Origin of the sequence: Frigidibacter oleivorans, from assembly GCF_003993775.1 — a bacterium.
GTDB classification, from domain to species: Bacteria; Pseudomonadota; Alphaproteobacteria; order Rhodobacterales; family Rhodobacteraceae; genus Frigidibacter; species Frigidibacter oleivorans.
In genome coordinates, this window is the sequence record NZ_RJRZ01000004.1 from 48,358 (window position 1) to 67,013 (window position 18,656).

The following is an 18,656-nucleotide window of genomic DNA, read 5'->3' on the forward strand; positions in this document are numbered from 1 at the left end:
AAGGGAGGACGCGGACATGACGGCGATCACCGGCAAGATCGGAGTGACGAAGCGCCCCGGCGAACTGGGCGTGCATTCCATGGACCATTTCGGCATGAGCGTGCCCGACCTCGCGGCCGCGGAACGCTTCTACGGCGATTTCGGGCTGATCGTGCGCGAGGAGGGACAGGGTCTCGGGCTGTACACCGAAGGGTCGGAACACCGCTGGATGCAGCTCTCCGAAGGCCCGCGCAAGAAGCTCGGCCATCTGTCCTTCGGCGTGTTCGAGGAAGATTTCGAGCCGATGAAGACCCGGATCGAGCGCGCCGGCGTCCGGCTGGTCGATCCGCCGCGGGGATCGGACAGCAATGGCGTGTGGTTCTTCGACCCGTTCGGGATACCGATCGAACTGAAGGTGGCCGAGAAATCGTCGCCCAACGTCAAGACATCCTTCGACATGGCCTCCTGCCCGCCGGGGCAGGCGGCGGCGCCGCTGCGCTCGCGCGCGGCGCGGACCCGGCCGCGCCGGCTCGCGCATCTGCTGATGTTCTCGCCCGACATCGGCCGCAGCATCGACTTCTACTGCCGGGCGCTCGGGTTGCGGCTGTCGGACCGTTCGGGCGACGGGGTCTGCTTCCTGCACGGGATCCACGGCTCCGATCACCACATGATCGCCTTCGCCAAGTCGGCCGCGCCGGGCATGCACCATGTCTCGTGGGACGTGGGCAGCATCGACGATATCGGGCGCGGGGCGATGCACATGGCGGACCGCGGCTTCCAGAAGGGATGGGGGCTGGGACGGCACGTGCTGGGGTCGAACTACTTCCACTACATCGGGGACCCCTGGGGCAGCTATTCGGAATATTCCTGCGATATCGACTACATCCCCCTCGATACCGACTGGGAGGCCGGGGACCACGACCCGCAGGACGGCTTCTACCTCTGGGGTCCCGAACTTCCCGCCGATTTCGTGCACAACTTCGAGGCGGAATAGGCCCGGCAGCCGGACGTTCAGGGACCGGCCCTGCCTCGCGCCACCCGACCGGCGGGCATCCGGCAGGCGCGGTCACGCGCCCGCGCGGGCCCCGGTGCGGCGGCTGCGCAGACGCTTCAGCAGCGGCAGGCAGGTCGAGACCGCAAGCAGGGCGATCAGGATCCACGAGATCGCGCCCGAGAACAGCGCCCCGGCATCGCCGCCCGAGATCAGCAGCGTGCGGCGCAGCGCATCCTCGGCCATCGGCCCCAGGATCACCGCGAGCACGGTGGGCGCGGTCGGGATGTCGAGCTTCTCCATCAGGAAGCCGAGCAGGCCGAAGCCCAGCATCAGCCAGACCTCGAACAGGCTGTTGTGGATCGCATAGACGCCGATCACCGACATCAGCATGATCATCGGCGACAGAAGCCGGGCCGGCATGCGCAGCACATAGATGAACGCCTTCGCGCCGACGGTGCCCAGGACATACATCATCCCCGCGGTGATCAGCATCGACAGCATGAAGCCGTAGGTGACGTCGGCATTGTCGCGGAAAAGCTGCGGCCCCGGGATCAGCCCGTGCACCAGCATCGCCCCCAGCATCACCGCCGCGACCGCGCTGCCCGGGATCCCGAGTGTCAGCGCCGGGATCAGCGTCGCCGCGGTATCGGCGTTGTTCGCGCATTCCGGCGCCGCCACACCCTCGGGTGCCCCCTGCCCGTACTTGGCCTTGTCCGGATCGCCGCGCCGCTGCTCGTTCCAGGCGAAGAGCGCGGCCACATTGCCGCCGAGCGCGGGGATGATCCCGGTCACCACGCCGATGACCGAGGCCTTGACCCAGACCGGCACCAGCTGCGACCAGCGGAAGCCCTCCGGCCGGCCGTCGAGCTGGCGCGCCTCGGTCCCGAGCTTCGGCGGATTGATCGCCAGGTCGATGGCCGGCGGGATCGCATAGAGCCCGGTCAGCAGCACCACGATGTCGATGCCGCTGAGCAGATCGAGCTGGTTGAAGGCGAAGCGTTCCACGCCGGTGATCGGATCGACGCCGATGCAGCCGATGACCAGCCCGAGGCAGGCGGCCAGAAGCCCCTTGACCGGGTTCCCCGACAGCAGGACGGCGATGGTCATCAGCCCGAAGATCGCCAGCCAGAAGTAGTTGGCCGGGCTGAACTTCAGCGCGACCATGGCCAGAGGCGGCGCCAGCAGCAGCAGCGCCACCGCGCTGACCGCCGAGCCGATGGCCGATGAGGCCAGCGAGATGCGCAGCGCGAGCCTGCCCTGCCCCTTCTGCGCCATCGGATAGCCGTCGAACACCGTCGCCACGCCCGCCGGCGTCCCGGGGATGCGCAGCAGGATCGCGGGGATCGAGCCGCCATACATCGCGCCGTTGTAGATGCCCGCCATCATCCCCAGGGCTGCCAGCGGCTCCATGGTGAAGGTCAGCGGGATCAGCACCGCGATGCCCATCGTCGCCGACAGCCCGGGAAGGGCGCCGACCGCGATCCCCACGGCCGTGCCGAGCAGCATCGACAGCACGACCGGCACGGTCATCAGCGCCGGCAGCGCGGCGACGATCTGGTGAAGGGTATCCAGCATCGGTTCAACCCAGCAATGAGAGGACGGCTTCCGGCGGCAGCGGAAGCTTCAGCAGCAGATGGAAGACGCCGTAGAGCAGTGCGATGAAGCACAGCGTCGCCACGGCGATCGGCCCGGGCGCCCGGTATCCCAATGCCACCGCCATCGCCGGCAACAGGATCAGGCCCGCGGTGAAGAAGCCGATGCTGTCGATGCCCAGCACCACCAGCGCCGTCCCCAGGATCAGCGCCGCAAAGCGGCCCAACTGGGCAGGCGAGATGCGGAGGGGATCCGGGGCCGGACCCTCGACCGGGGTCCGGCGCAGCTCGATGACGGACTGCAGGAACCAGATCGCGGACAGGGCGGTGGCGATCAGCAGCACGGCAGAGGGCAGCATCCCGCTGCCGCCGCCATAGCCGCGCGCGGTGGCATAGCCCAGCAGCGACAGCGCCGCACAGCCGAGCGAGAGGGCGAGTTCGAGGTGAACCCTGCGCATCATCGGGTCTCCGTCACGAATGGCCGCGGCAGGAGGGAGCCCCCTCCTGCCAGAGACGTCAAGCCGGCGTCAGTTCTGGGCCCAGGGCTCTTCGTCCCAGAGCTGCGAATAGGTCGCGTGCATCGCCTCGAGATCGGCGGTGAAGGCGGCGGCGTCCTTGTAGTCCAGCGCCAGCTTCTGTTCGGCGGCGCGGGCCTGGAATTCCGGGTCCTCGACCGCCGCCTTGACGGCCGCCTGCAGCTTGCCCAGCACGTCGTCCGGCAGTCCGACCGGCGCGCCGATGCCACGCTGCGAGCCAGAGATGACGTCATATCCCTGTTCGCGGAAGGTCGGCACGTCTGCGGCCTCGTCCCAGCGGCTTTCGGCCATCTGGCCCAGCGGGATCAGCGCGCCTTCCTCGGCGTCGGCGACCGTCTCGGAGATGTTCATGTTGCACAGCATGATATGCCCGCCGAGCGCGGCGGCACGGACATCGGCATTCCCGCTGAACGGCACGTGGGTCAGCTTGATACCCGCCTCCTTCTCGAAAGCGCGGGCCGCGAGATGGTCGTCGGAGCCGAGCCCGGTCGTGCCGTAAGTCACCTTGCCGGGGTTCGCCTTGGCATATTCCACCAGTTCGTCCAGCGTCTTGAACTCGCTCTGCGGCAGGACGCTGAACGCGCCGGGATCGGTGACCACATTGGCGACCGCCTGAATGCCTTCGAGCGTGTAGCGGGCGTCGCGCTGGATCGGGATCGTCACCACGTTCGGGGTATTGATGAAGCCGATGGTATAGCCGTCCGGATTGGCCTTCGCGAGTTCGGCAAAGCCGATCTCGCCGCTGGCGCCGGGGCGGTTCAGCACGACGATCGAGGCGCCGTCGCCGAGGTGCTTTTCGATGAAGGGGGCAAGCGTGCGCGCGGCGATGTCAGTGCCGCCGCCGGCGCTGTAGGCCACGATCATGGTGATCGGGCGCTCGGGATAGTCTGCCCAGGCAGCCCCACCCGCAAGCGTCATCAGGGCTGCAACCGCAGCCGTCGTCAGCCGGTTCATGTCATCCTCCCAGATCCCTAGCGCGCCCTCCACGACGCGTAACATGGACACAAATAGTGCTACAGTCGGGCCGGCAATGCGTAAAGGGAAAATTTCAGCACGCTCCGAACTATCGCATAATATCTATTTATTTCAGCATTTTCCTTGGCAGATTGCAGCGCTCATCAATAGTGTTTCAGACACGCCTCAAGCGAACCTTGCCCTTGCTTTGTATTTTTTCTGTTTTATCACGGAACCATCAGCAAGCCGAATCGTGGAGGAGGCGCCTTGCACAGTTCATCGCCACAGCAGACCCTCGCGGACCCGTCGCCGCAGATCCTCGTGCTGGGGTTCGGCGCCGCGGGCCAGCCCTTCGCGACCGGCCTGGCCGCGGCCGGGGCCCGGGTGACCGCCGTCGATCCGGCCATCGCCGCGCAGGGGCCGATCGACCGGCCCCGGCTGACGCTGTGCGCGGCCCTGCCCGCACGGCTCGACGACTATACGCTCGTCATCAGCATCCTGCCGGCCGCACTGACCCTCGCGGCGCTGCGCGACCTAGCGGGCCGCGGCGGCAACGGCACCATCCTCGATCTGTCGTCGTCGGATGCGGCCACGATGCGCCTCGCGGCCGAGGAACTCGACGGGCGCCTCGTCGATGGCGTGATCCTCGGGGCCGTCGGGCTGACGGGCCACACCACGCCCCTGCTTCTGGCCGGCGGCCCCTGCGAAACCGCCGAAAGCATCCTGACGCCGCTCGGCGCGCGGGTCACGGTGCTGCCCGGCGGCCGCCATGGCGATGCGGGCCAGCTGAAACTGCTGCGCAGCCTCTTTACCAAGACGCTGGAGGCGCTCGTGGTCGAGCTGAACCTCGCCGCGGATGCCCTGGGCCTGCAGGACAAGCTGCCGCTGGTCCTTGGCGACCTGCGGCAGGTCGCGTTCATCGACTTCATGGACGAGATGCTGCGCACCCACCCGCGCCACGCCGGACGCCGCGCCATCGAGCTCGAGGCGGCGCAGGCCCTGCTGGCCGGCCGGCTGCCGCTGCCCATGGCCGCCGCCGGACTGGGCGTGCTGGCGCGCGCCGCGGCGGAGGGGCCTGGCCCGGATGCGTCGCCCCGCGTCGCCCTCGACTGGTTGCGAGCCCATGCCGCCCCCGTGGCCGGCTGATCGCGACCGGATCGGCCCGCACAGGGCACGTTCGCGGCAAGGGGGCCGCAGCCGATGACGACGACCCGTTCCACCACCGAACCGCCCGCCGATATCCCGGCCGCCCCGGTCGCCGTCGCCCGGCGCGAGGACGCGATCGTGACGCGCAATCCCAGCCAGGTGCCGGCCCGGCTGCGCCGCTACCTCGCGCTGCAGGACTTCGAGACCCGCGCCCTGAAACGCCTGCCCGCCTCCATCGCGGGCTATGTCGCGGGCGGGGTCGAAACCGACCAGAGCCTGCAGGCGAACCGCGCCGCCTTTCGCCGGCACGTGTTCCTGCCCCGGACGCTGCGCGACGTCTCGGGCCGCAGCCAGTCGCGCCAGCTGTTCGGCCAGACCCTACAGGTGCCCTTCGGCATCGCGCCGATGGGCTTCAGTGCGCTGGCCGCTTTCGATGGCGACGTGGCGCTGGCTCAGGGCGCCGCGCGCTGCGGCAGCGTCGCGATCTGCTCGGCCGCCTCGCTGACGCCGCTGGAACGGGTGGCGGCCGAGGGCGGCAGCACCTGGTTTCAGGCCTACGTCCCGGGCGACAACCGCCGGATCGAGGCGCTGTTGCATCGCCTGCGTGCCGCGGGTTTCGACACGCTGGTGATCACCGCCGACGCCCCTGTCGCCGCCAATCGCGAACACAACGCCCGCAACGGCTTCGACGCGCCCTTCCGCATCACGCCGCAACTCGTCTGGCAAGGCGTCACCCATCCGCGCTGGACGCTGGGGACACTGGGGCGCGAACTTTTCCGTCGCGGCATGCCCCATTTCGAGAACATGGAGGCCGTGCAGGGGCCGCCGCTGTTTTCACGCACGCTGCAGCGTTCGACCATCGGCCGGGAACGGCTCGCCTGGGATCAGGTGCGTCTGGCCCGCCGCCTGTGGCCGGGCCGGCTGGTCGTGAAGGGGCTGCTCGCGCCGCAGGATGCGGCCATCGCGGCCGATTGCGGCTGCGACGGGATCATCGTGTCCAACCATGGCGGGCGACAGCTCGACGGCGCGATCGCACCGCTCGACGCCCTGCCGGCGATCCTGCGGGTCAAGGCTGGCATGACGGTGATGATGGATGGCGGGATCCGGCGCGGCACCGACGTGCTGAAGGCGCTCGCACTGGGGGCGGACTTCGTCTTCCTGGGCCGCCCGTTTCTCTATGCTGCCGTGATGGAGGGGGCCGAGGGCGTGGCCCATGCCATGTCCCTGCTGCGGGACGAGGTCGACCGCGGTCTGGCATTCCTCGGGCTCGGATCGCTGGACGACCTGTCGGCCGAGCATATTCATGCGGCCTGAGCTGCCCTTCCCGGCGCCCGAGCGCGGCTCAGCCGGCGGCGGCGCCCTGCGGCCGGTCGCGGCGCAGCGGCTCGCCGTCATTGCGCAGGAACCGCTCCATCGCCGCGCCCAGGTGGCAGGCGATCACCGCGCGTGCCCAGGGCCCGTTGCCAAGCCGGATCGCCTTCGTCAGTTCGCGGTGGTGGTGAAGGCTCTCGGCGATATCGTCGTCATTGTAGATGTAGAACCCGCCCATGACCATCTGCACGTCCAGCAGATGCCGGCCCGAAATCCGCAGGTAGGGGCTGCCCGAGCCGTCATACAGCATCTCGTGGATCACCCGGTTGCCCTCGCCCAGCACGTCCAGCCAGCCGCTGCGCTGGCTGGCGAAGGCCTCTTCCATGGCGGTGCAGGTCGCCTCGAGCGTCGCGATCTGTTCGGGCGTGGCATGGGTGGCGCAGAGGAAGGCCCCGTGCCCCTCGAGCAGGATCCGGATGGCGAAGATCTCGCTCACGTCCTCCTTGCGCCACTGGGTGACGATCGCGCCCCGCTTCTGGCCGGGGCTGAGCAGCCCCTCGGCGATCAGCCGGGTCAGGGCCGCCCGCACCGGTGTGCGGCTGACGCCCATCTCTGCGGCGATGGCCTCTTCCTTGAGGTGCATCCCCGGGTCGTAGACGCCCGAGGCCAGCTTGCGCCGAAGGAAGGTGTAGACGGTTTCGGTAACGTTCATCTTCGCCCGCCGGGGACAGGTTTGAGATCTGTTCCTTACCGTCATCCGCCCGCGGTGCCAATCGCGGGGCGGCCTTTTGTCCCGACATCGGCGCGGCGCGGGCGAGGATCGGGGACCCGCCCTGCCCCCGCACCGCAACCCGCCCGACACAGCCACCGGTGAGGCCATGCCGCATATCCATATCTCCAGCCCCATCCATCCGGCCGTAGTCGAGGCCGCCCGCGCCAGGGCCGAGGTCAGCCTCGCCTATGGTCCCGGCGCCGTGCCTCTCGATGCCGTGGCGGGCCGGGTCGATGCGGTGCTGCTGCGGTCCGGCGCCTTCACGGACGAGATGATGGCGGGGTGCCCGCGCCTGCGCATCATCGCGCGGCACGGGGTCGGCACCGACACGGTCGACAGCCCCGCCGCGGCCCGGCGCGGCATCTGGGTGACGAACACGCCGGGCGGCAACAGCCGCGCCGTGGCCGAACATGTCTTCGCGCTGACCCTCGCGCTCGGCCGCAGGCTGACCATCGCCTCGGACGAGACCCGGCGCGGTCGCTGGGCCGAGGACCGCGCGGCCCTGAACGGGATCGAGCTGGAGGGGCGGACGCTCGGATTGCTGGGCATGGGCAATATCGGTGCAATCGTGGCCGATATCGGCCGCGCGCTCGGGATGACGGTGATCGTTGCGGACCCGGCGCTCGACCAAGCGCTGCCCCATGTCGTCCCGCTGGACGAGCTGCTGGCGCGCGCCGATGTGCTGAGCCTGCATGTGCCGCTGCTGCCCGCCACGCATCACATCATCGACGCGGCGGCGCTGGTCCGGATGAAACCCGGCGCGATCCTGATCAATACCGGCCGCGGCGGCCTTGTCGACGAGACGGCCCTGGCCGCGGCGCTGCGGGCGGGCCATCTCGGCGGTGCCGGGCTCGACGTTCTCGAGGCCGAGATCGCCGACATGGTCGCGCCGATGCCGCATAACCGCCTGCCCATCGCAGAGCTGCCGAACCTGATCGTCACGCCGCATGTGGCCGGCCAGACCGACGAGGCGCTGATGAAGGTCGGGATGACGGCGCTGGCCGAGATCGCCGCCGTGCTCGCGGGCGGGCGCCCCACACATCCCGTCAACGCGCCGGCCACCCCGTTCCAGCCCTGACCCAGCCCTGACCCACCGGAGGAGACCACTGTGACCTATACCCCCAATTCCGCGGAAGAAACCGCGCTGTTCGACCGGTTTCGCAAGACCGCGACCGCGCTGATCAGCGACAACCTCGACCGCCTGCCGGGCGCGGTCGGGCTCCGGCCCTTCCACGGCGGGACGGAGCTGATGGTGGGCCGGGCGCTGACCGTCAAGGTCGCGGCGGGCGACAACCAGACGATCCACCGGGCCCTCGAACAGATCACGCCCGGAGACGTGATCGTCGTCGATGGCGACGGCGACACCTCGCGCGCCCTGATCGGCGGGATCATGGTGGCCATCGCCAGGTCGCGCGGGGCCGCCGGCTTTGTGCTGAACGGTGCCGTGCGCGACACAGCCGAGATCGGCGCGGATACCTTCCCCGTCTTCGCCAGGGCGGCGATCCATCGCGGCCCCTACAAGAACGGCCCCGGGCGGATCAACGTCCCGGTGGCGCTGCATGGCATGGTGGTGGCACCGGGCGACATCGTCGTCGGCGACAGCGACGGCGTGGTCGCCTTCGCACCGGCCGAGGCCGGGGCGCTGATCGAGGCGACAGAGGCGCAGGCCCGCAAGGAACAGGCGATCATGGACGAGATCGCGGCCGGCACCTACACGGGCGCCTACGCCAGATGATCGCGGCGGACGCCCCGCGACGGCAGCGAAAGCGGGGCTCCGATAAAATGAATGACAAATATGGCTCATTGACTTAACCTCCTCCCCGGAGGGTGCTTCCGACGACAGACCGGCGTCCGCTCGCCGCCGCCAGCCCGCTGGCGGCCACCGGCGACGCCTTGCCGCCGCCCCGGCACCGGCCAGTCCCGCCGCGCCATGCGCGACGGGAGCGGTGAGATCCTGTCCGGCAAGGCCCTTCACCCTGCCACAAATCCGACGGAGGAGACGGATGAGACAGATGCTGACCGCGCTTGGGTTATCCCTCGCCATATGTTCCGGACCGCTGCTGGCCCAGGAGGTTGCAGAGCGTACGGTGACGAACGGCGATGCCACCATCGCCTATTCCCTGCGCGGCGAAGGGCCGCTGGTGGTGATCATCGCCTCGACGGGCCGTTCGGCGGGGGAACTCGCGCCGGTGGCCGACCGGCTGGCGGAACGCGGCTATTCCGTCGCCCTGCCCGAGCCGCGCGGCATCGGCGGTAGCGTGGGTCCGATGGAAGGCGTGAGCTTCCATGACTTCGGCAACGACTTCGCCGAGGTGATCCGCGCCGAGGGGGGCCGGGCCATCGTCGTCGGCCATGCCTACGGCCAGTGGATCGCCAAGACCATCGCCTCGGATCACCCCGAGATGACCGACGGCATCGTGTTGCTGGCGGGCGGCGCGAAGTCCTGGCCGAAAGAGCTGTCGGATGCGATCACCACGATCAACGACCCTGCCTCGAGCCGTGAGGAAAAGCTGGCCGGCCTGAAGCTGGCCTTCTTCACCGAGGAGAACGACCCCGAGCCCTGGCTCGAGGGCTGGCATCAGGACGTGACGGTCAGCCAGCGCGCGGCGCGGAAGGCCACCGATCAGGCCGACTGGTGGGCCGGCGGCACCGCGCCGATCCTCGACCTTCAGGCGGGATCAGACCCGTTCCGGCCGGAATCCTCGCGCATGGAGGTGAAGGACGAGTTCGGCGACCGGGTCACCGTGAAGGTCATCGACGGCGCCAGCCATGCGCTGCCGGCGGCAAAGCCGGTGGAGACCGCCGACGCGATCGCCGACTGGGCCGACGCGCTTCTCGGCCGGAACTGACCCGTCCGCCGGGGCAGCCCGCCTTGGGGGCTGCCCCTTCCCGCCCCGGCTCAGCCGGCGGGATGCAGAAGCAGCAGGCCCTCAGCGACCAGGGCCGGGCGCTCCTGCCCCTCGATCTCGAAGGTCGAGGTGAGCGCCACCTGCGTCGCCCCGCCGCGCGGCACCGCGGACACCAGCCGCTGGCGCAGCCGCACGCGCGCGCCCACCGGCACCGGCGCGGTGAAGCGCACCTTCTCATAGCCATAGCTCAACCCGGCCCCGCGCCGCGCGATGCGGAACAGCCCCCGTTGCAGCCGCGGCACCAGCGACAGCAGGTAGAGCCCGTGCGCGATCGTGCGCCCGCCCGGCGCCTCGCGCGCCGCACGCGCGGTATCGACATGGATCCAGTGATCGTCCCCCGTCAGCTCGGCAAAGGCGTCGATCCGGGCCTGCGCGATCTCGAACCAGTCCGTCGCGCCCAGATCCCGGCCCGCATGCGCCGCAAGATCCGCAGGCGTGGTCACTTCCAGCATGTCATCCTCCCCTCGCCCGCGTCGGCAGACAACGCACCGGCAGATCAAAGCATAAAAAATCATATTTACGACTTTTTACTTGCGCAACCCGCCGCAGTGGAGAATCCTGCGACGGGGTTCGCGACGAGGGAGGCGTTGATGACCGGGTGTCTCGGCCATTTGAAGGTACTGGATTTCAGCCGGGTGTTCGCCGGCCCCTGGGCCGCGCAGCTGCTGGCGGATTTCGGCGCCGAGGTGGTGAAGGTCGAGCATGTGAAGGGCGGCGACGATGTGCGGCGCATGGGCGTCCCGCATCTGGGCGCGGATGGCGCGCCCACCGGCGAGACGTCGTCCTTCCTGTCGATGAACCGCGGCAAGCGCTCGGTTGCGATGGATCTGGCCACGCCCGAGGGGCAGGCGCTCGCGCGGCGGCTGATCGAGGGCGCGGATGTGCTGATCGAGAATTTCAAGACCGGCACGCTGGCGCGCTTCGGCCTCGATCCGCAGGAGGTCGCCAAGATCAACCCGCGGCTGGTCTATTGCTCGATCACCGGCTTCGGCCAGACCGGGCCGATGGCGCATCTGCCGGGCTACGACCCGATCTTCCAGGCGATGAGCGGGCTTCTGAGCATCACCGGCATCCCCGAGGGCCAGCCCGGCGCCGGCCCCGCGCTGATCGGCTATTCGATCTCGGACATCACCGCCGGCCAATATGCCGTGGCCGCGATCCTGGCCGCCATCGCCCATCGCGACGCGACCTCGGGCGAAGGACAGTTCATCGACATCGCGCTGCTCGACACCCAGATCCATGCGGCCTCGCACATGGCGATGAACTACCTGTCCTCGGGCAAGCTGCCCCGCCGCAACGGCACCGCCTCGCAGATCACCTGCCCGTGGCAGGCCTTCGACTGCGCCGACCGCCCGATCATGATCGCCATCGGCAACGACGCGCAGTTCCGCCGGTTCGCCGCCTATCTCGGGCTGCCGGAGCTGGCCGACGATCCGCGCTTCGCCACCAACCTCGCCCGCGTGCAGAACTCCGAGGTTCTGGTGCCGATCCTGGCGGCGGAACTGATCCGGCGCGACGCCGACACCTGCTATGGCGAACTCGAGGCGATCGGGATCCCCGCGGGGCCGCTCAATTCCTTCGAGGATACCTTCCGAATGCCGCAGGTGGTGGAGCGCGCGCTGCTGCGCGACCTCGACCATCCGAGCGCCGGCAAGGTCCGCTATATCGCCAATCCGGTCCGCTTCTCGGGCGCAGAGATGCCGCCGCCGCGCCATCCGCCGCTGTTCGGCGAACATACCGACGAGGTGCTGGGCGAGCTGGGCCTCGCCCCCGACGAGATCGACCGGCTGAGAGCCGCCGGCGTGGTGCGATAGGAGGCGCGGATGGACGGTGCGATGCAGGAGGACTGGGTCGAGAACGCCCGGATGATCGTGGACAGCGCCCGGGCCATCGTCCCGGCCGACGGTTCGCTCGACCGGGTGCGGCGCCTTCGGGCCAAGGGCGCCGGCTTCGAGCGCGACGTGATGGCACAGGCCGGCGCACTGGGCCTGTTCCTGATGCGGGTGGGCGAGGAGGCGGGCGGGCTGGGCCTCGGCCTGCGCGAGACCTGCGAACTGGCGCGGGTGCTGGGCGGCGGGCTGGTGCCCGAACCGATCCTCTCGACGATCCTGGCCGGGCGGCTGCTGCAGGGCGCGCTGCCCGAAACCGTCGCGGCCGGCGAGGCCGTGATGCTGACCGCCTGGCAGGATGCGCCGCGCAGCCTCGACTGGCAGGGCGGCCTTGGCGGGGGGCGGCTGTCCGGCCGCAAGGTCGCGATACCCGGCGCCGAGGGGGCGGACCTTTTCGCGGTGACGACGGCGGCGGGCGTGGCCGTCGTTCCGGCCGATGCGCCCGGCCTCACGGTCACGGCGGAGCCCACGCTCGACGGGGGCCGGCTGGGGACCGTCGCCTTCGACGGGGTCGAGGCGGAGCTGCTGCCCTGCCCCGACATCGGCGCCGCGATCGGCGAGGCGGGCCTCGTGCATTGCGCCTATCTGCTGGGCCTGTCCGAACGTGCGCTGGCGATCACGCTCGACTATCTGCGGGTGCGCGAGCAGTTCGGCCGCCCGATCGGCAGCTTCCAGGCGCTGCAGCACCGGGCGACCGAGATGAAGATCGAGGTCGAGCTGGCCCGCGCGGCGATCTTCGCCACCGCCCGGCGGCTCGACACCGGCACGGGCGGCGACGCGGCGCGGCGCGGTATCGCCCGCTGCCGGCTGCGCGCGTCGTCGAGCACGATGCGCGTGGTGCGCGAGGCGATCCAGATGCACGGCGCCATGGGCATCACCGACGAGGCCGATATCGGGCTGTTCGTCTGCAAGGCCATGGTCGAGACCGGCTTCTTCGGCGGGGCAGCGCTGCAACGCCGGATCCTGTCCGACCTTCTCGACCAGGGGGACGCCGCATGAGCACCGACTACAATGCGATGAGCGACGCCGATTTCCGCGCCATGGTGCGGGCCTTCGTCGAGGCCGAGTATCCCGCCGACCTGCCCCGCTATGCGCTGCACCGGCTGCACTGGTCCGAGGTGAAGCCCTGGTACCTCAGGCTTTCGGCGCGGGGCTGGATCTGCCCGACCTGGCCCCGCGCCTATGGCGGCATGGAGCTGACCGCCGGCAAGCACCTGATCTACATCGACGAGATGGAGCGCCACGGCTGCGCGCGGGTCAATGACATCGGCCCGGTCATGCTGGGCCCGCTGCTGATCAAGCATGGCACCGAGGCGCAGCGCGCCCGGTTCCTGCCCCGGATCCTGTCGGGCGAGGACATCTGGGCGCAGGGCTACAGCGAGCCGGGGGCGGGGTCCGACCTCGCCGCCGTGCGCTGCGAGGCGGTGCGCGACGGCGACGACTGGGTCATCACCGGCCAGAAGACCTGGACGACGCTGGGCATGGACGCGAACTGGATCTTCATCCTCGCGCGCACCGACAAGACGGTGAAGAAGCAGGCGGGGATCAGCTTCCTGCTGGTGCCGATGGATGCCCCCGGCGTCACCATCCGCCCGATCCTGAACCTGGAGCGCGACGCGGAATTCTGCGAGGTGTTCTTCGACGCGGTCCGGGTGCCGGCCGACCACATCGTCGGCGCCGTCAACGACGGCTGGACCATCGCGAAGGCGCTGCTCGGCCATGAGCGGGTATTCATCGGCGCGCCCCGGCTGTCCGCATCGGCGCTGGCGCGGCTGCGCCTTCAGGCTCGGGCGGGGGGCATCTGGCATGACCCCGCCTTCCGCGACCGCTACGTGACCCTTGCCTGCGAGGTCGAGGATCTGGCCGACCTTTTCGAGACCTATGTCGACGCGCTGCGCGACGGCCGCCCGATCGGGGCGGATGTCGCGATGCTGAAGATCTGCCAGAGCGAGCTGTACCAGCGCATCTCGGACCTCGGGCTGGAGATCGCGGCCGAGACGGCGGGCCTCGGCGAACCGCCCGACGGCGATATCCGCCTGCATGCCGCGGCCACCTGGCTTTCCGCGCGGCCGACGACCATCTTCGGCGGCTCGACCGAGGTGTTGCGCAACATGCTGGCGAAGGCGGTTCTGGACCTGCCCTCGTGAGATGGGCACAGACCGGCTAGCGGAAGGAAGGGACCTTATGACAAAGTCTGGAACGACGCGGAAGGTGGCGGTGCTGGGCGCCTTTCCGAAGGACGTGCGCGACGCGCTGGAACCCGAGGTCGACTTCGTGTCGCCGGAGGAACTGGCCGGCCTGCCAGAGCAGGCGGTCGCTGGGATCGTTCTGGGTCTCACATCGGCGATGGGCGGGGCCGACAAGAGCGTGATCGAGCGGCTTCCCGGGCTGCGGCGCATCGCCAGCGTGGGCGCCGGGATCGATCTCTTCGACCTGCCCTGGCTCGAGGCGCGCGGCATCGAACTGTGCCCGACCCCGGATGTCATGACCGAGGACACCGCCGAATGTGCCGTGGCGCTGGCCATGGCCGCGATGCGCAATGTCGCGGCCAATGACCGGTTCATGCGCAGCGGCGGGTGGGCGACGGGTCGCGCGCCGCTGGGCCGCAGGCTCTCGGGCGCGCGGGCCGGGATCGTCGGACTGGGGCGGATCGGCGGCCGCATCGCCGAAAAGCTCTCCGCCCTCGGCTGTACGGTGGCCTATACGGGCCGGCAGGCCAAGCCCGTGCCCTGGCACTTCGAGCCCGATCTGTTGCGGCTGGCGGCGGAGTCGGACCTGCTGGTGCTCAGTTGTGCGGGAGGCGCGGACACCCGGCACCTCGCCTCGGCCGCGCTGTTCGAGGCGCTCGGGCCGCAGGGCTATCTCGTGAACGTGTCGCGCGGATCGGTCGTCGACGAAGAGGCATTGATCGCGGCGCTTCGGGACGGGCGCATCGCCGGCGCCGGGCTCGACGTGTTCGAGAACGAGCCGACCCCCGATGAAAGGTTCCTCTCGCTGGAACGCTGCGTGCTGTCGCCGCATGCCGCGGTCTATACCCGCCAGAACCGGGTCGACCTGATCCGTCGCATTCGCGACATTGCCAACTCGACCTTATAAGTTATATCATTGATCTTTATCCGCGCGAACATGCGGAATGGCGGCCGAAGGTACGCCGATCAAGGGAGAGCCAGCCGTTGCCCATCACCGACGAGATGATCCAGACCGCGACGCGAGAGCTGTATTCGCGCTCGCTCCGCAAGGTGCCCGAAGACGCGAAAGAAGGGCTGCGGGCGGCCATGCGGACGGAATCGAACGAGCTTGCGCGGCGGACGCTCGACCTGCAGCTCAAAAGCGCGGAACTGGCCGAGCGCAAGGACCGCTTCGTCTGCTCGGACAGCGGCGTGCCGACCTATTTCGTCAAGATCGGCAGCAAGGTCGAGTTGGGCTGCGATCTGAAGGCCTCCATCCGGCGCGGCTACGAGGAGCTTGTCGACACCATCGAGCCACCCCTGCTCAAGCATGTGACAAACCCTCTGACGCAGGAACGCGGCTATCACGGCAAGGACATGCCCATCGTGTCCTACGACTTCGAAAGCGGGGCGGACTATATCGAGATGGTCTGCTCGCCCAAGGCGCTCGGGTCGGGTCGCTGGGCGGCGCTGGAACTGTTCACCTTTCCGTCGCTCGAGCAGATCGAGACCTACGTTCTCGACGTCGCCATCAAGGCGGGCGCGCAGCATTGCCCGCCGGTCGTCATGGGGGTGGGCATCGGCGGGTCCTTCGACCACTGCGCCTCGCTCGCGAAGAAGCAGACCCTGCGCCCGATCGGACAGGTGAACCCCGAACCGATCCTCGCGCAGATGGAGGAGCGTCTGAAATCCGCGGTGAACGCGCTCGGGTTCGGGCCGATGGGCACGGGCGGCGACACCACGGTGCTGGGGGTTCACATCGACTATTCGAGCGGGCACGGCTTCACGCCCGTCGCCGTCTGCTTCAACTGCTGGATCAACCGCCGGACCAGCGTGAAGATCTGGAACGATGGCCGGATGGAGTGGGGCGAATGAGCCTGCGCGAACACGATCTGACCCTGCCGATCGGCCAGGACGCGATCAAGGAGCTTCGGGCCGGGGACCTCGTGTACCTGTCCGGCGAGATCTTCGCCACCGCCGGGCTTCCGACCCATGACCGCCTGCTGCGCTGCATCGACGGGCAGGAAGAGCTGCCCTTCGACATGCGGAACGGCGCGCTGTTTCACCTCGGCAGCCTGAACGAGGAGGCCGAGGACGGATCGCTGCGGATCGTCTACATGAACCCGACGACCAGCACGCGCTTCAACGGCCACATGCCGCGGCTGATACCGGGGCTGGGCCTGCGGATGACAGGCGGCAAGGGCGGGTTGAGCGCCGAGAGCGCGCGCGCCATGGCCGAGGCCGGATGCGTCTATCTCGGCTTCCTCGGCGGCGGCGCAGAGATCATCACGGCAGCGATCCGCAAGGTCACCGGCATCGGCTGGCCCGAAATGATCTCGCATTACCGGATCGCGCGCATCGAGGTGGAACGCCTGGGCCCGCTGACCGTGGGAATCGATGCCCACGGCAACAGCATCTACGACACCACGCTCGAGGCAGCCGCGGGCCGGAGGGAGGAGATACTCGCCCGCATGAGAACGCAAAGAGAGGGCACCTGACCCCGTTCCTGTCGACTGCCTGCGGGGCCTCTCGGGCATCCCCGCGGACCGAGCCGGCACAAATCGCTTGCAACGAATCTGGCCCGGCGTCAAAAAGCTATGTGCTATATTTACGTTCTTTTTGGAGGAAGCGGCAGGGCACGGGCTTTGTGGTGCCGTGGGAGGAGGAGAAGCCCGGTGACGGGTCGGAACGCGCGGGACGGCGCGCTGATCCGGAGCCTCGAATGCGGGCGGGCGGCCGCCGCGAACCGATGGGGTTGAGGCCCCGACCCGCCGTTACGGAAGGGGGACCGGCACGGAACACGCGGGCGGACCAAGGCCGGGCGGCCGCCCCGTCAACCCCGAGATTACGCAGTCCAGCCGATCCGACGAAGACGGCCTGGCACATGAACCGACAAGAGGAGGAGTTTGAAATGTCCAACGGAACCTGGAATGTCACCCGCCGCGCGCTGATCGCGACAGCGGCCGGCGGCATCGCCCTCTGCAGCGCCGGCATGGCGTTTGCGCAGGATTACCCCACCAAGCCGGTGACGCTGGTCGTCGGCTTCCCGCCGGGCGGATCGACCGACATCGTCGGCCGGATCATCGCCGACAACATGTCGCGGACGCTGGGCCAGCCCGTGATCGTCGAGAACCGCCCCGGCGCCAGCGGCACCGTCGGCATCGCCCATGTGGCCAACTCCGCACCCGATGGCTACACCCTCGGCGTGAGCGGCCTGGGCGCATCCATCCTGGTGTCGGCGATGGGCCGTGACACCGGCTACGACATGGACAGCCAGCTCGACGTCATCGGCGTGATGGGCACGCTCGGCTTGGTGATCGCGGCCCGCAAGGACCTCGAGCAGAACACGCTGGACGAGCTGTTCGCCTATGCCAAGGAACATCCGGGCGAGGTGTCCTTCGGCACCTCCGGCGTCGGCACGCCGGGCCATCTGGGCATGGAGTATCTGCTGACGCTGGCCGATGCGGAAATGCTGCACATTCCCTATCAGGGCTCGACTCCCCAGATGAACGACGCCCTTGGCGGGCATGTCGACCTGGTGCTGCTGCCGACCCCGGAAGGCGCGGAACAGGTGCGGGGCGGCGGCCTGAAGGCGCTCGCCGTGACCTCGCCCGAGCGCGACACGTTGCTGCCCGACGTCCCGACCGTAAGCGAGAGCGGGTTCGAGGGGTACACCGCAGTCCTGTGGAACCTGCTGGTGACGGCTGACGGCACGCCGGCCGACGTGCAGGCCAAGCTCTCCGAGGCGCTGAACGCGGCGATGGAGAGTGAGGAGGTGCGCAAGATCTATGCCGAACGCGGCCTCGCCCCGACGCTGACCACGCCCGAGGAGGCCACGGCCTTCCTGGCGAGCGAGCGCGAGAAATGGGCGAGTGTGATTACCGATCTCGGTATCTCCGAATAAGCCTCAACCGCGGGGCGGCGGTCCGTGCCGCTGCCCCGACACAGAAGGACGGCGAAGCCAAATGCAGACGATTACCCTGCGGTTTGCGATATCGGCGATGCTTGCGGCCATCGGGGTTGCAGGACTGGTCATCGCACTCGACTACGATTTCGGCACGGCGCGGCAGATGGGCCCCGGATATTTTCCGGTCATTCTCTCGATCCTGCTGACCCTTCTCGCGGTCAGCGAAATGATCGGTGCCTTCCTCAAGCCCGAAGCGCAAACCATCGACTGGCGGCCGATGATCGCCATCCTTGCCGCGGTCCTCGGCTTCGGGATCTGCATGCGCTTCTTCGGCATGATCCCCGCCTTCTTCGCGGTCATCGGCCTGTCCGTCCTGTCCGAGAAGGGCTACGGCTTCGTGCCCGCGGCCGTGCTCGCCACCGTGACCTGCGCCTTCGCCTGGCTTCTCTTCTCGCGCCTGCTCGGGATGCCGCTGCCCCTGATCCGTTGGGATTTTTGA

General features: G+C 69.1%; 19 protein-coding genes. 14 read left to right on the forward strand and 5 right to left on the reverse strand.

Features of this window, described 5'->3' with window-relative positions; all coding sequences use genetic code 11:
* Positions 1-16 precede the first annotated feature (16 nt).
* Positions 17-973, forward strand: coding sequence for a VOC family protein (locus EEY80_RS07190; RefSeq protein ID WP_126975917.1), 957 nt, complete (start codon positions 17-19; stop codon positions 971-973).
* A 72-nt stretch (positions 974-1,045) separates the two neighbouring features.
* On the opposite strand, the gene EEY80_RS07195 is transcribed toward EEY80_RS07190, so the two are convergent.
* From EEY80_RS07195 to EEY80_RS07205, 3 genes are all read right to left on the reverse strand, one after another.
* Entirely contained in the window at positions 1,046-2,548 is a 1,503-nt protein-coding gene (locus EEY80_RS07195) for a tripartite tricarboxylate transporter permease (RefSeq protein ID WP_126975918.1), read from the reverse strand.
* 4 nt (positions 2,549-2,552) lie between these two features.
* Positions 2,553-3,026: a tripartite tricarboxylate transporter TctB family protein gene (locus tag EEY80_RS07200; RefSeq protein ID WP_126975919.1), complete on the reverse strand. Its 474-nt coding sequence runs from the start codon at positions 3,024-3,026 to the stop codon at positions 2,553-2,555.
* A 66-nt stretch (positions 3,027-3,092) separates the two neighbouring features.
* Entirely contained in the window at positions 3,093-4,055 is a 963-nt protein-coding gene (locus tag EEY80_RS07205) for a Bug family tripartite tricarboxylate transporter substrate binding protein (RefSeq protein ID WP_126975920.1), read from the reverse strand.
* A 267-nt stretch (positions 4,056-4,322) separates the two neighbouring features.
* Here EEY80_RS07205 and EEY80_RS07210 point away from each other — a divergent pair, with 267 nt between their 5' ends.
* Both EEY80_RS07210 and EEY80_RS07215 read left to right on the forward strand, forming a co-directional pair.
* Entirely contained in the window at positions 4,323-5,201 is an 879-nt protein-coding gene (locus EEY80_RS07210) for an NAD(P)-dependent oxidoreductase (protein ID WP_126975921.1), read from the forward strand.
* Positions 5,202-5,255: 54 nt separating this feature from the next.
* Positions 5,256-6,515: an alpha-hydroxy acid oxidase gene (locus EEY80_RS07215; RefSeq protein WP_126975922.1), complete on the forward strand. Its 1,260-nt coding sequence runs from the start codon at positions 5,256-5,258 to the stop codon at positions 6,513-6,515.
* A 28-nt stretch (positions 6,516-6,543) separates the two neighbouring features.
* Here the strand turns inward: EEY80_RS07215 and EEY80_RS07220 are convergent, their stop codons facing one another.
* Entirely contained in the window at positions 6,544-7,224 is a 681-nt protein-coding gene (locus EEY80_RS07220; protein WP_164738178.1) for a GntR family transcriptional regulator, read from the reverse strand.
* A gap of 166 nt (positions 7,225-7,390) precedes the next feature.
* Between EEY80_RS07220 and EEY80_RS07225 the strand changes: the two genes are divergently transcribed.
* From EEY80_RS07225 to EEY80_RS07235, 3 genes are all read left to right on the forward strand, one after another.
* Complete coding sequence (locus EEY80_RS07225) at positions 7,391-8,362, forward strand: hydroxyacid dehydrogenase (RefSeq protein WP_126975924.1); 972 nt, start codon at positions 7,391-7,393, stop codon at positions 8,360-8,362.
* Between the two features lie 30 nt (positions 8,363-8,392).
* Positions 8,393-9,019 carry an RraA family protein gene (locus EEY80_RS07230; RefSeq protein WP_126975925.1) on the forward strand — a complete coding sequence of 209 codons (627 nt, stop codon included), beginning with the start codon at positions 8,393-8,395 and terminating at the stop codon, positions 9,017-9,019.
* A gap of 268 nt (positions 9,020-9,287) precedes the next feature.
* Complete coding sequence (locus EEY80_RS07235; protein WP_126975926.1) at positions 9,288-10,133, forward strand: alpha/beta fold hydrolase; 846 nt, start codon at positions 9,288-9,290, stop codon at positions 10,131-10,133.
* 50 nt (positions 10,134-10,183) lie between these two features.
* On the opposite strand, the gene EEY80_RS07240 is transcribed toward EEY80_RS07235, so the two are convergent.
* A complete protein-coding gene (locus EEY80_RS07240) occupies positions 10,184-10,645 on the reverse strand; it encodes a MaoC family dehydratase (protein ID WP_126975927.1) in 462 nt (153 codons plus the stop codon).
* Between the two features lie 138 nt (positions 10,646-10,783).
* Here EEY80_RS07240 and EEY80_RS07245 point away from each other — a divergent pair, with 138 nt between their 5' ends.
* The 8 genes from EEY80_RS07245 to EEY80_RS07280 all read left to right on the forward strand — a co-directional run bounded on the left by EEY80_RS07245 (position 10,784) and on the right by EEY80_RS07280 (position 18,656).
* Positions 10,784-12,007, forward strand: coding sequence for a CaiB/BaiF CoA transferase family protein (locus EEY80_RS07245; RefSeq protein ID WP_126975928.1), 1,224 nt, complete (start codon positions 10,784-10,786; stop codon positions 12,005-12,007).
* A 9-nt stretch (positions 12,008-12,016) separates the two neighbouring features.
* On the forward strand, positions 12,017-13,081 hold the full coding sequence (locus tag EEY80_RS07250) for an acyl-CoA dehydrogenase family protein (RefSeq protein ID WP_126975929.1): 1,065 nt from the start codon (positions 12,017-12,019) through the stop codon (positions 13,079-13,081).
* Positions 13,078-14,229: an acyl-CoA dehydrogenase family protein gene (locus EEY80_RS07255; RefSeq protein WP_126975930.1), complete on the forward strand. Its 1,152-nt coding sequence runs from the start codon at positions 13,078-13,080 to the stop codon at positions 14,227-14,229. Before EEY80_RS07250 ends, EEY80_RS07255 begins: the two co-directional genes overlap by 4 nt.
* A 37-nt stretch (positions 14,230-14,266) precedes the next feature.
* Complete coding sequence (locus EEY80_RS07260) at positions 14,267-15,178, forward strand: NAD(P)-dependent oxidoreductase (RefSeq protein ID WP_164738179.1); 912 nt, start codon at positions 14,267-14,269, stop codon at positions 15,176-15,178.
* Between the two features lie 77 nt (positions 15,179-15,255).
* The gene (locus tag EEY80_RS07265) at positions 15,256-16,125 is read left to right on the forward strand and encodes a fumarate hydratase (protein WP_205749050.1); all 870 of its coding nucleotides are present in this window, start codon (positions 15,256-15,258) and stop codon (positions 16,123-16,125) included.
* Positions 16,122-16,748 (forward strand): fumarate hydratase C-terminal domain-containing protein, encoded by a 627-nt coding sequence (locus EEY80_RS07270; protein WP_126975932.1) that lies wholly within the window; start codon positions 16,122-16,124, stop codon positions 16,746-16,748. The genes EEY80_RS07265 and EEY80_RS07270 overlap by 4 nt, the downstream gene beginning before the upstream one ends.
* A 413-nt stretch (positions 16,749-17,161) precedes the next feature.
* On the forward strand, positions 17,162-18,154 hold the full coding sequence (locus EEY80_RS07275) for a Bug family tripartite tricarboxylate transporter substrate binding protein (RefSeq protein ID WP_164738180.1): 993 nt from the start codon (positions 17,162-17,164) through the stop codon (positions 18,152-18,154).
* A gap of 61 nt (positions 18,155-18,215) precedes the next feature.
* On the forward strand, positions 18,216-18,656 hold the full coding sequence (locus EEY80_RS07280) for a tripartite tricarboxylate transporter TctB family protein (RefSeq protein WP_126975934.1): 441 nt from the start codon (positions 18,216-18,218) through the stop codon (positions 18,654-18,656).

Bases quoted from the DNA above. Each gene is read 5' to 3' on its own strand.
- EEY80_RS07205 (WP_126975920.1), bottom strand. From the start codon at position 4,055: ATGAACCGGCTGACGACGGCTGCGGTTGCAGCCCTGATGACGCTTGCG.
- EEY80_RS07235 (WP_126975926.1), top strand. From the start codon at position 9,288: ATGAGACAGATGCTGACCGCGCTTGGGTTATCCCTCGCCATATGTTCC.
- EEY80_RS07240 (WP_126975927.1), bottom strand. From the start codon at position 10,645: ATGCTGGAAGTGACCACGCCTGCGGATCTTGCGGCGCATGCGGGCCGG.
- EEY80_RS07220 (WP_164738178.1), bottom strand. From the start codon at position 7,224: ATGAACGTTACCGAAACCGTCTACACCTTCCTTCGGCGCAAGCTGGCC.
- EEY80_RS07250 (WP_126975929.1), top strand. From the start codon at position 12,017: ATGGACGGTGCGATGCAGGAGGACTGGGTCGAGAACGCCCGGATGATC.
- EEY80_RS07275 (WP_164738180.1), top strand. From the start codon at position 17,162: ATGTCCAACGGAACCTGGAATGTCACCCGCCGCGCGCTGATCGCGACA.
- EEY80_RS07200 (WP_126975919.1), bottom strand. From the start codon at position 3,026: ATGATGCGCAGGGTTCACCTCGAACTCGCCCTCTCGCTCGGCTGTGCG.
- EEY80_RS07270 (WP_126975932.1), top strand. From the start codon at position 16,122: ATGAGCCTGCGCGAACACGATCTGACCCTGCCGATCGGCCAGGACGCG.
- EEY80_RS07260 (WP_164738179.1), top strand. From the start codon at position 14,267: ATGACAAAGTCTGGAACGACGCGGAAGGTGGCGGTGCTGGGCGCCTTT.
- EEY80_RS07255 (WP_126975930.1), top strand. From the start codon at position 13,078: ATGAGCACCGACTACAATGCGATGAGCGACGCCGATTTCCGCGCCATG.
- EEY80_RS07225 (WP_126975924.1), top strand. From the start codon at position 7,391: ATGCCGCATATCCATATCTCCAGCCCCATCCATCCGGCCGTAGTCGAG.
- EEY80_RS07245 (WP_126975928.1), top strand. From the start codon at position 10,784: ATGACCGGGTGTCTCGGCCATTTGAAGGTACTGGATTTCAGCCGGGTG.
- EEY80_RS07280 (WP_126975934.1), top strand. From the start codon at position 18,216: ATGCAGACGATTACCCTGCGGTTTGCGATATCGGCGATGCTTGCGGCC.
- EEY80_RS07215 (WP_126975922.1), top strand. From the start codon at position 5,256: ATGACGACGACCCGTTCCACCACCGAACCGCCCGCCGATATCCCGGCC.
- EEY80_RS07190 (WP_126975917.1), top strand. From the start codon at position 17: ATGACGGCGATCACCGGCAAGATCGGAGTGACGAAGCGCCCCGGCGAA.
- EEY80_RS07195 (WP_126975918.1), bottom strand. From the start codon at position 2,548: ATGCTGGATACCCTTCACCAGATCGTCGCCGCGCTGCCGGCGCTGATG.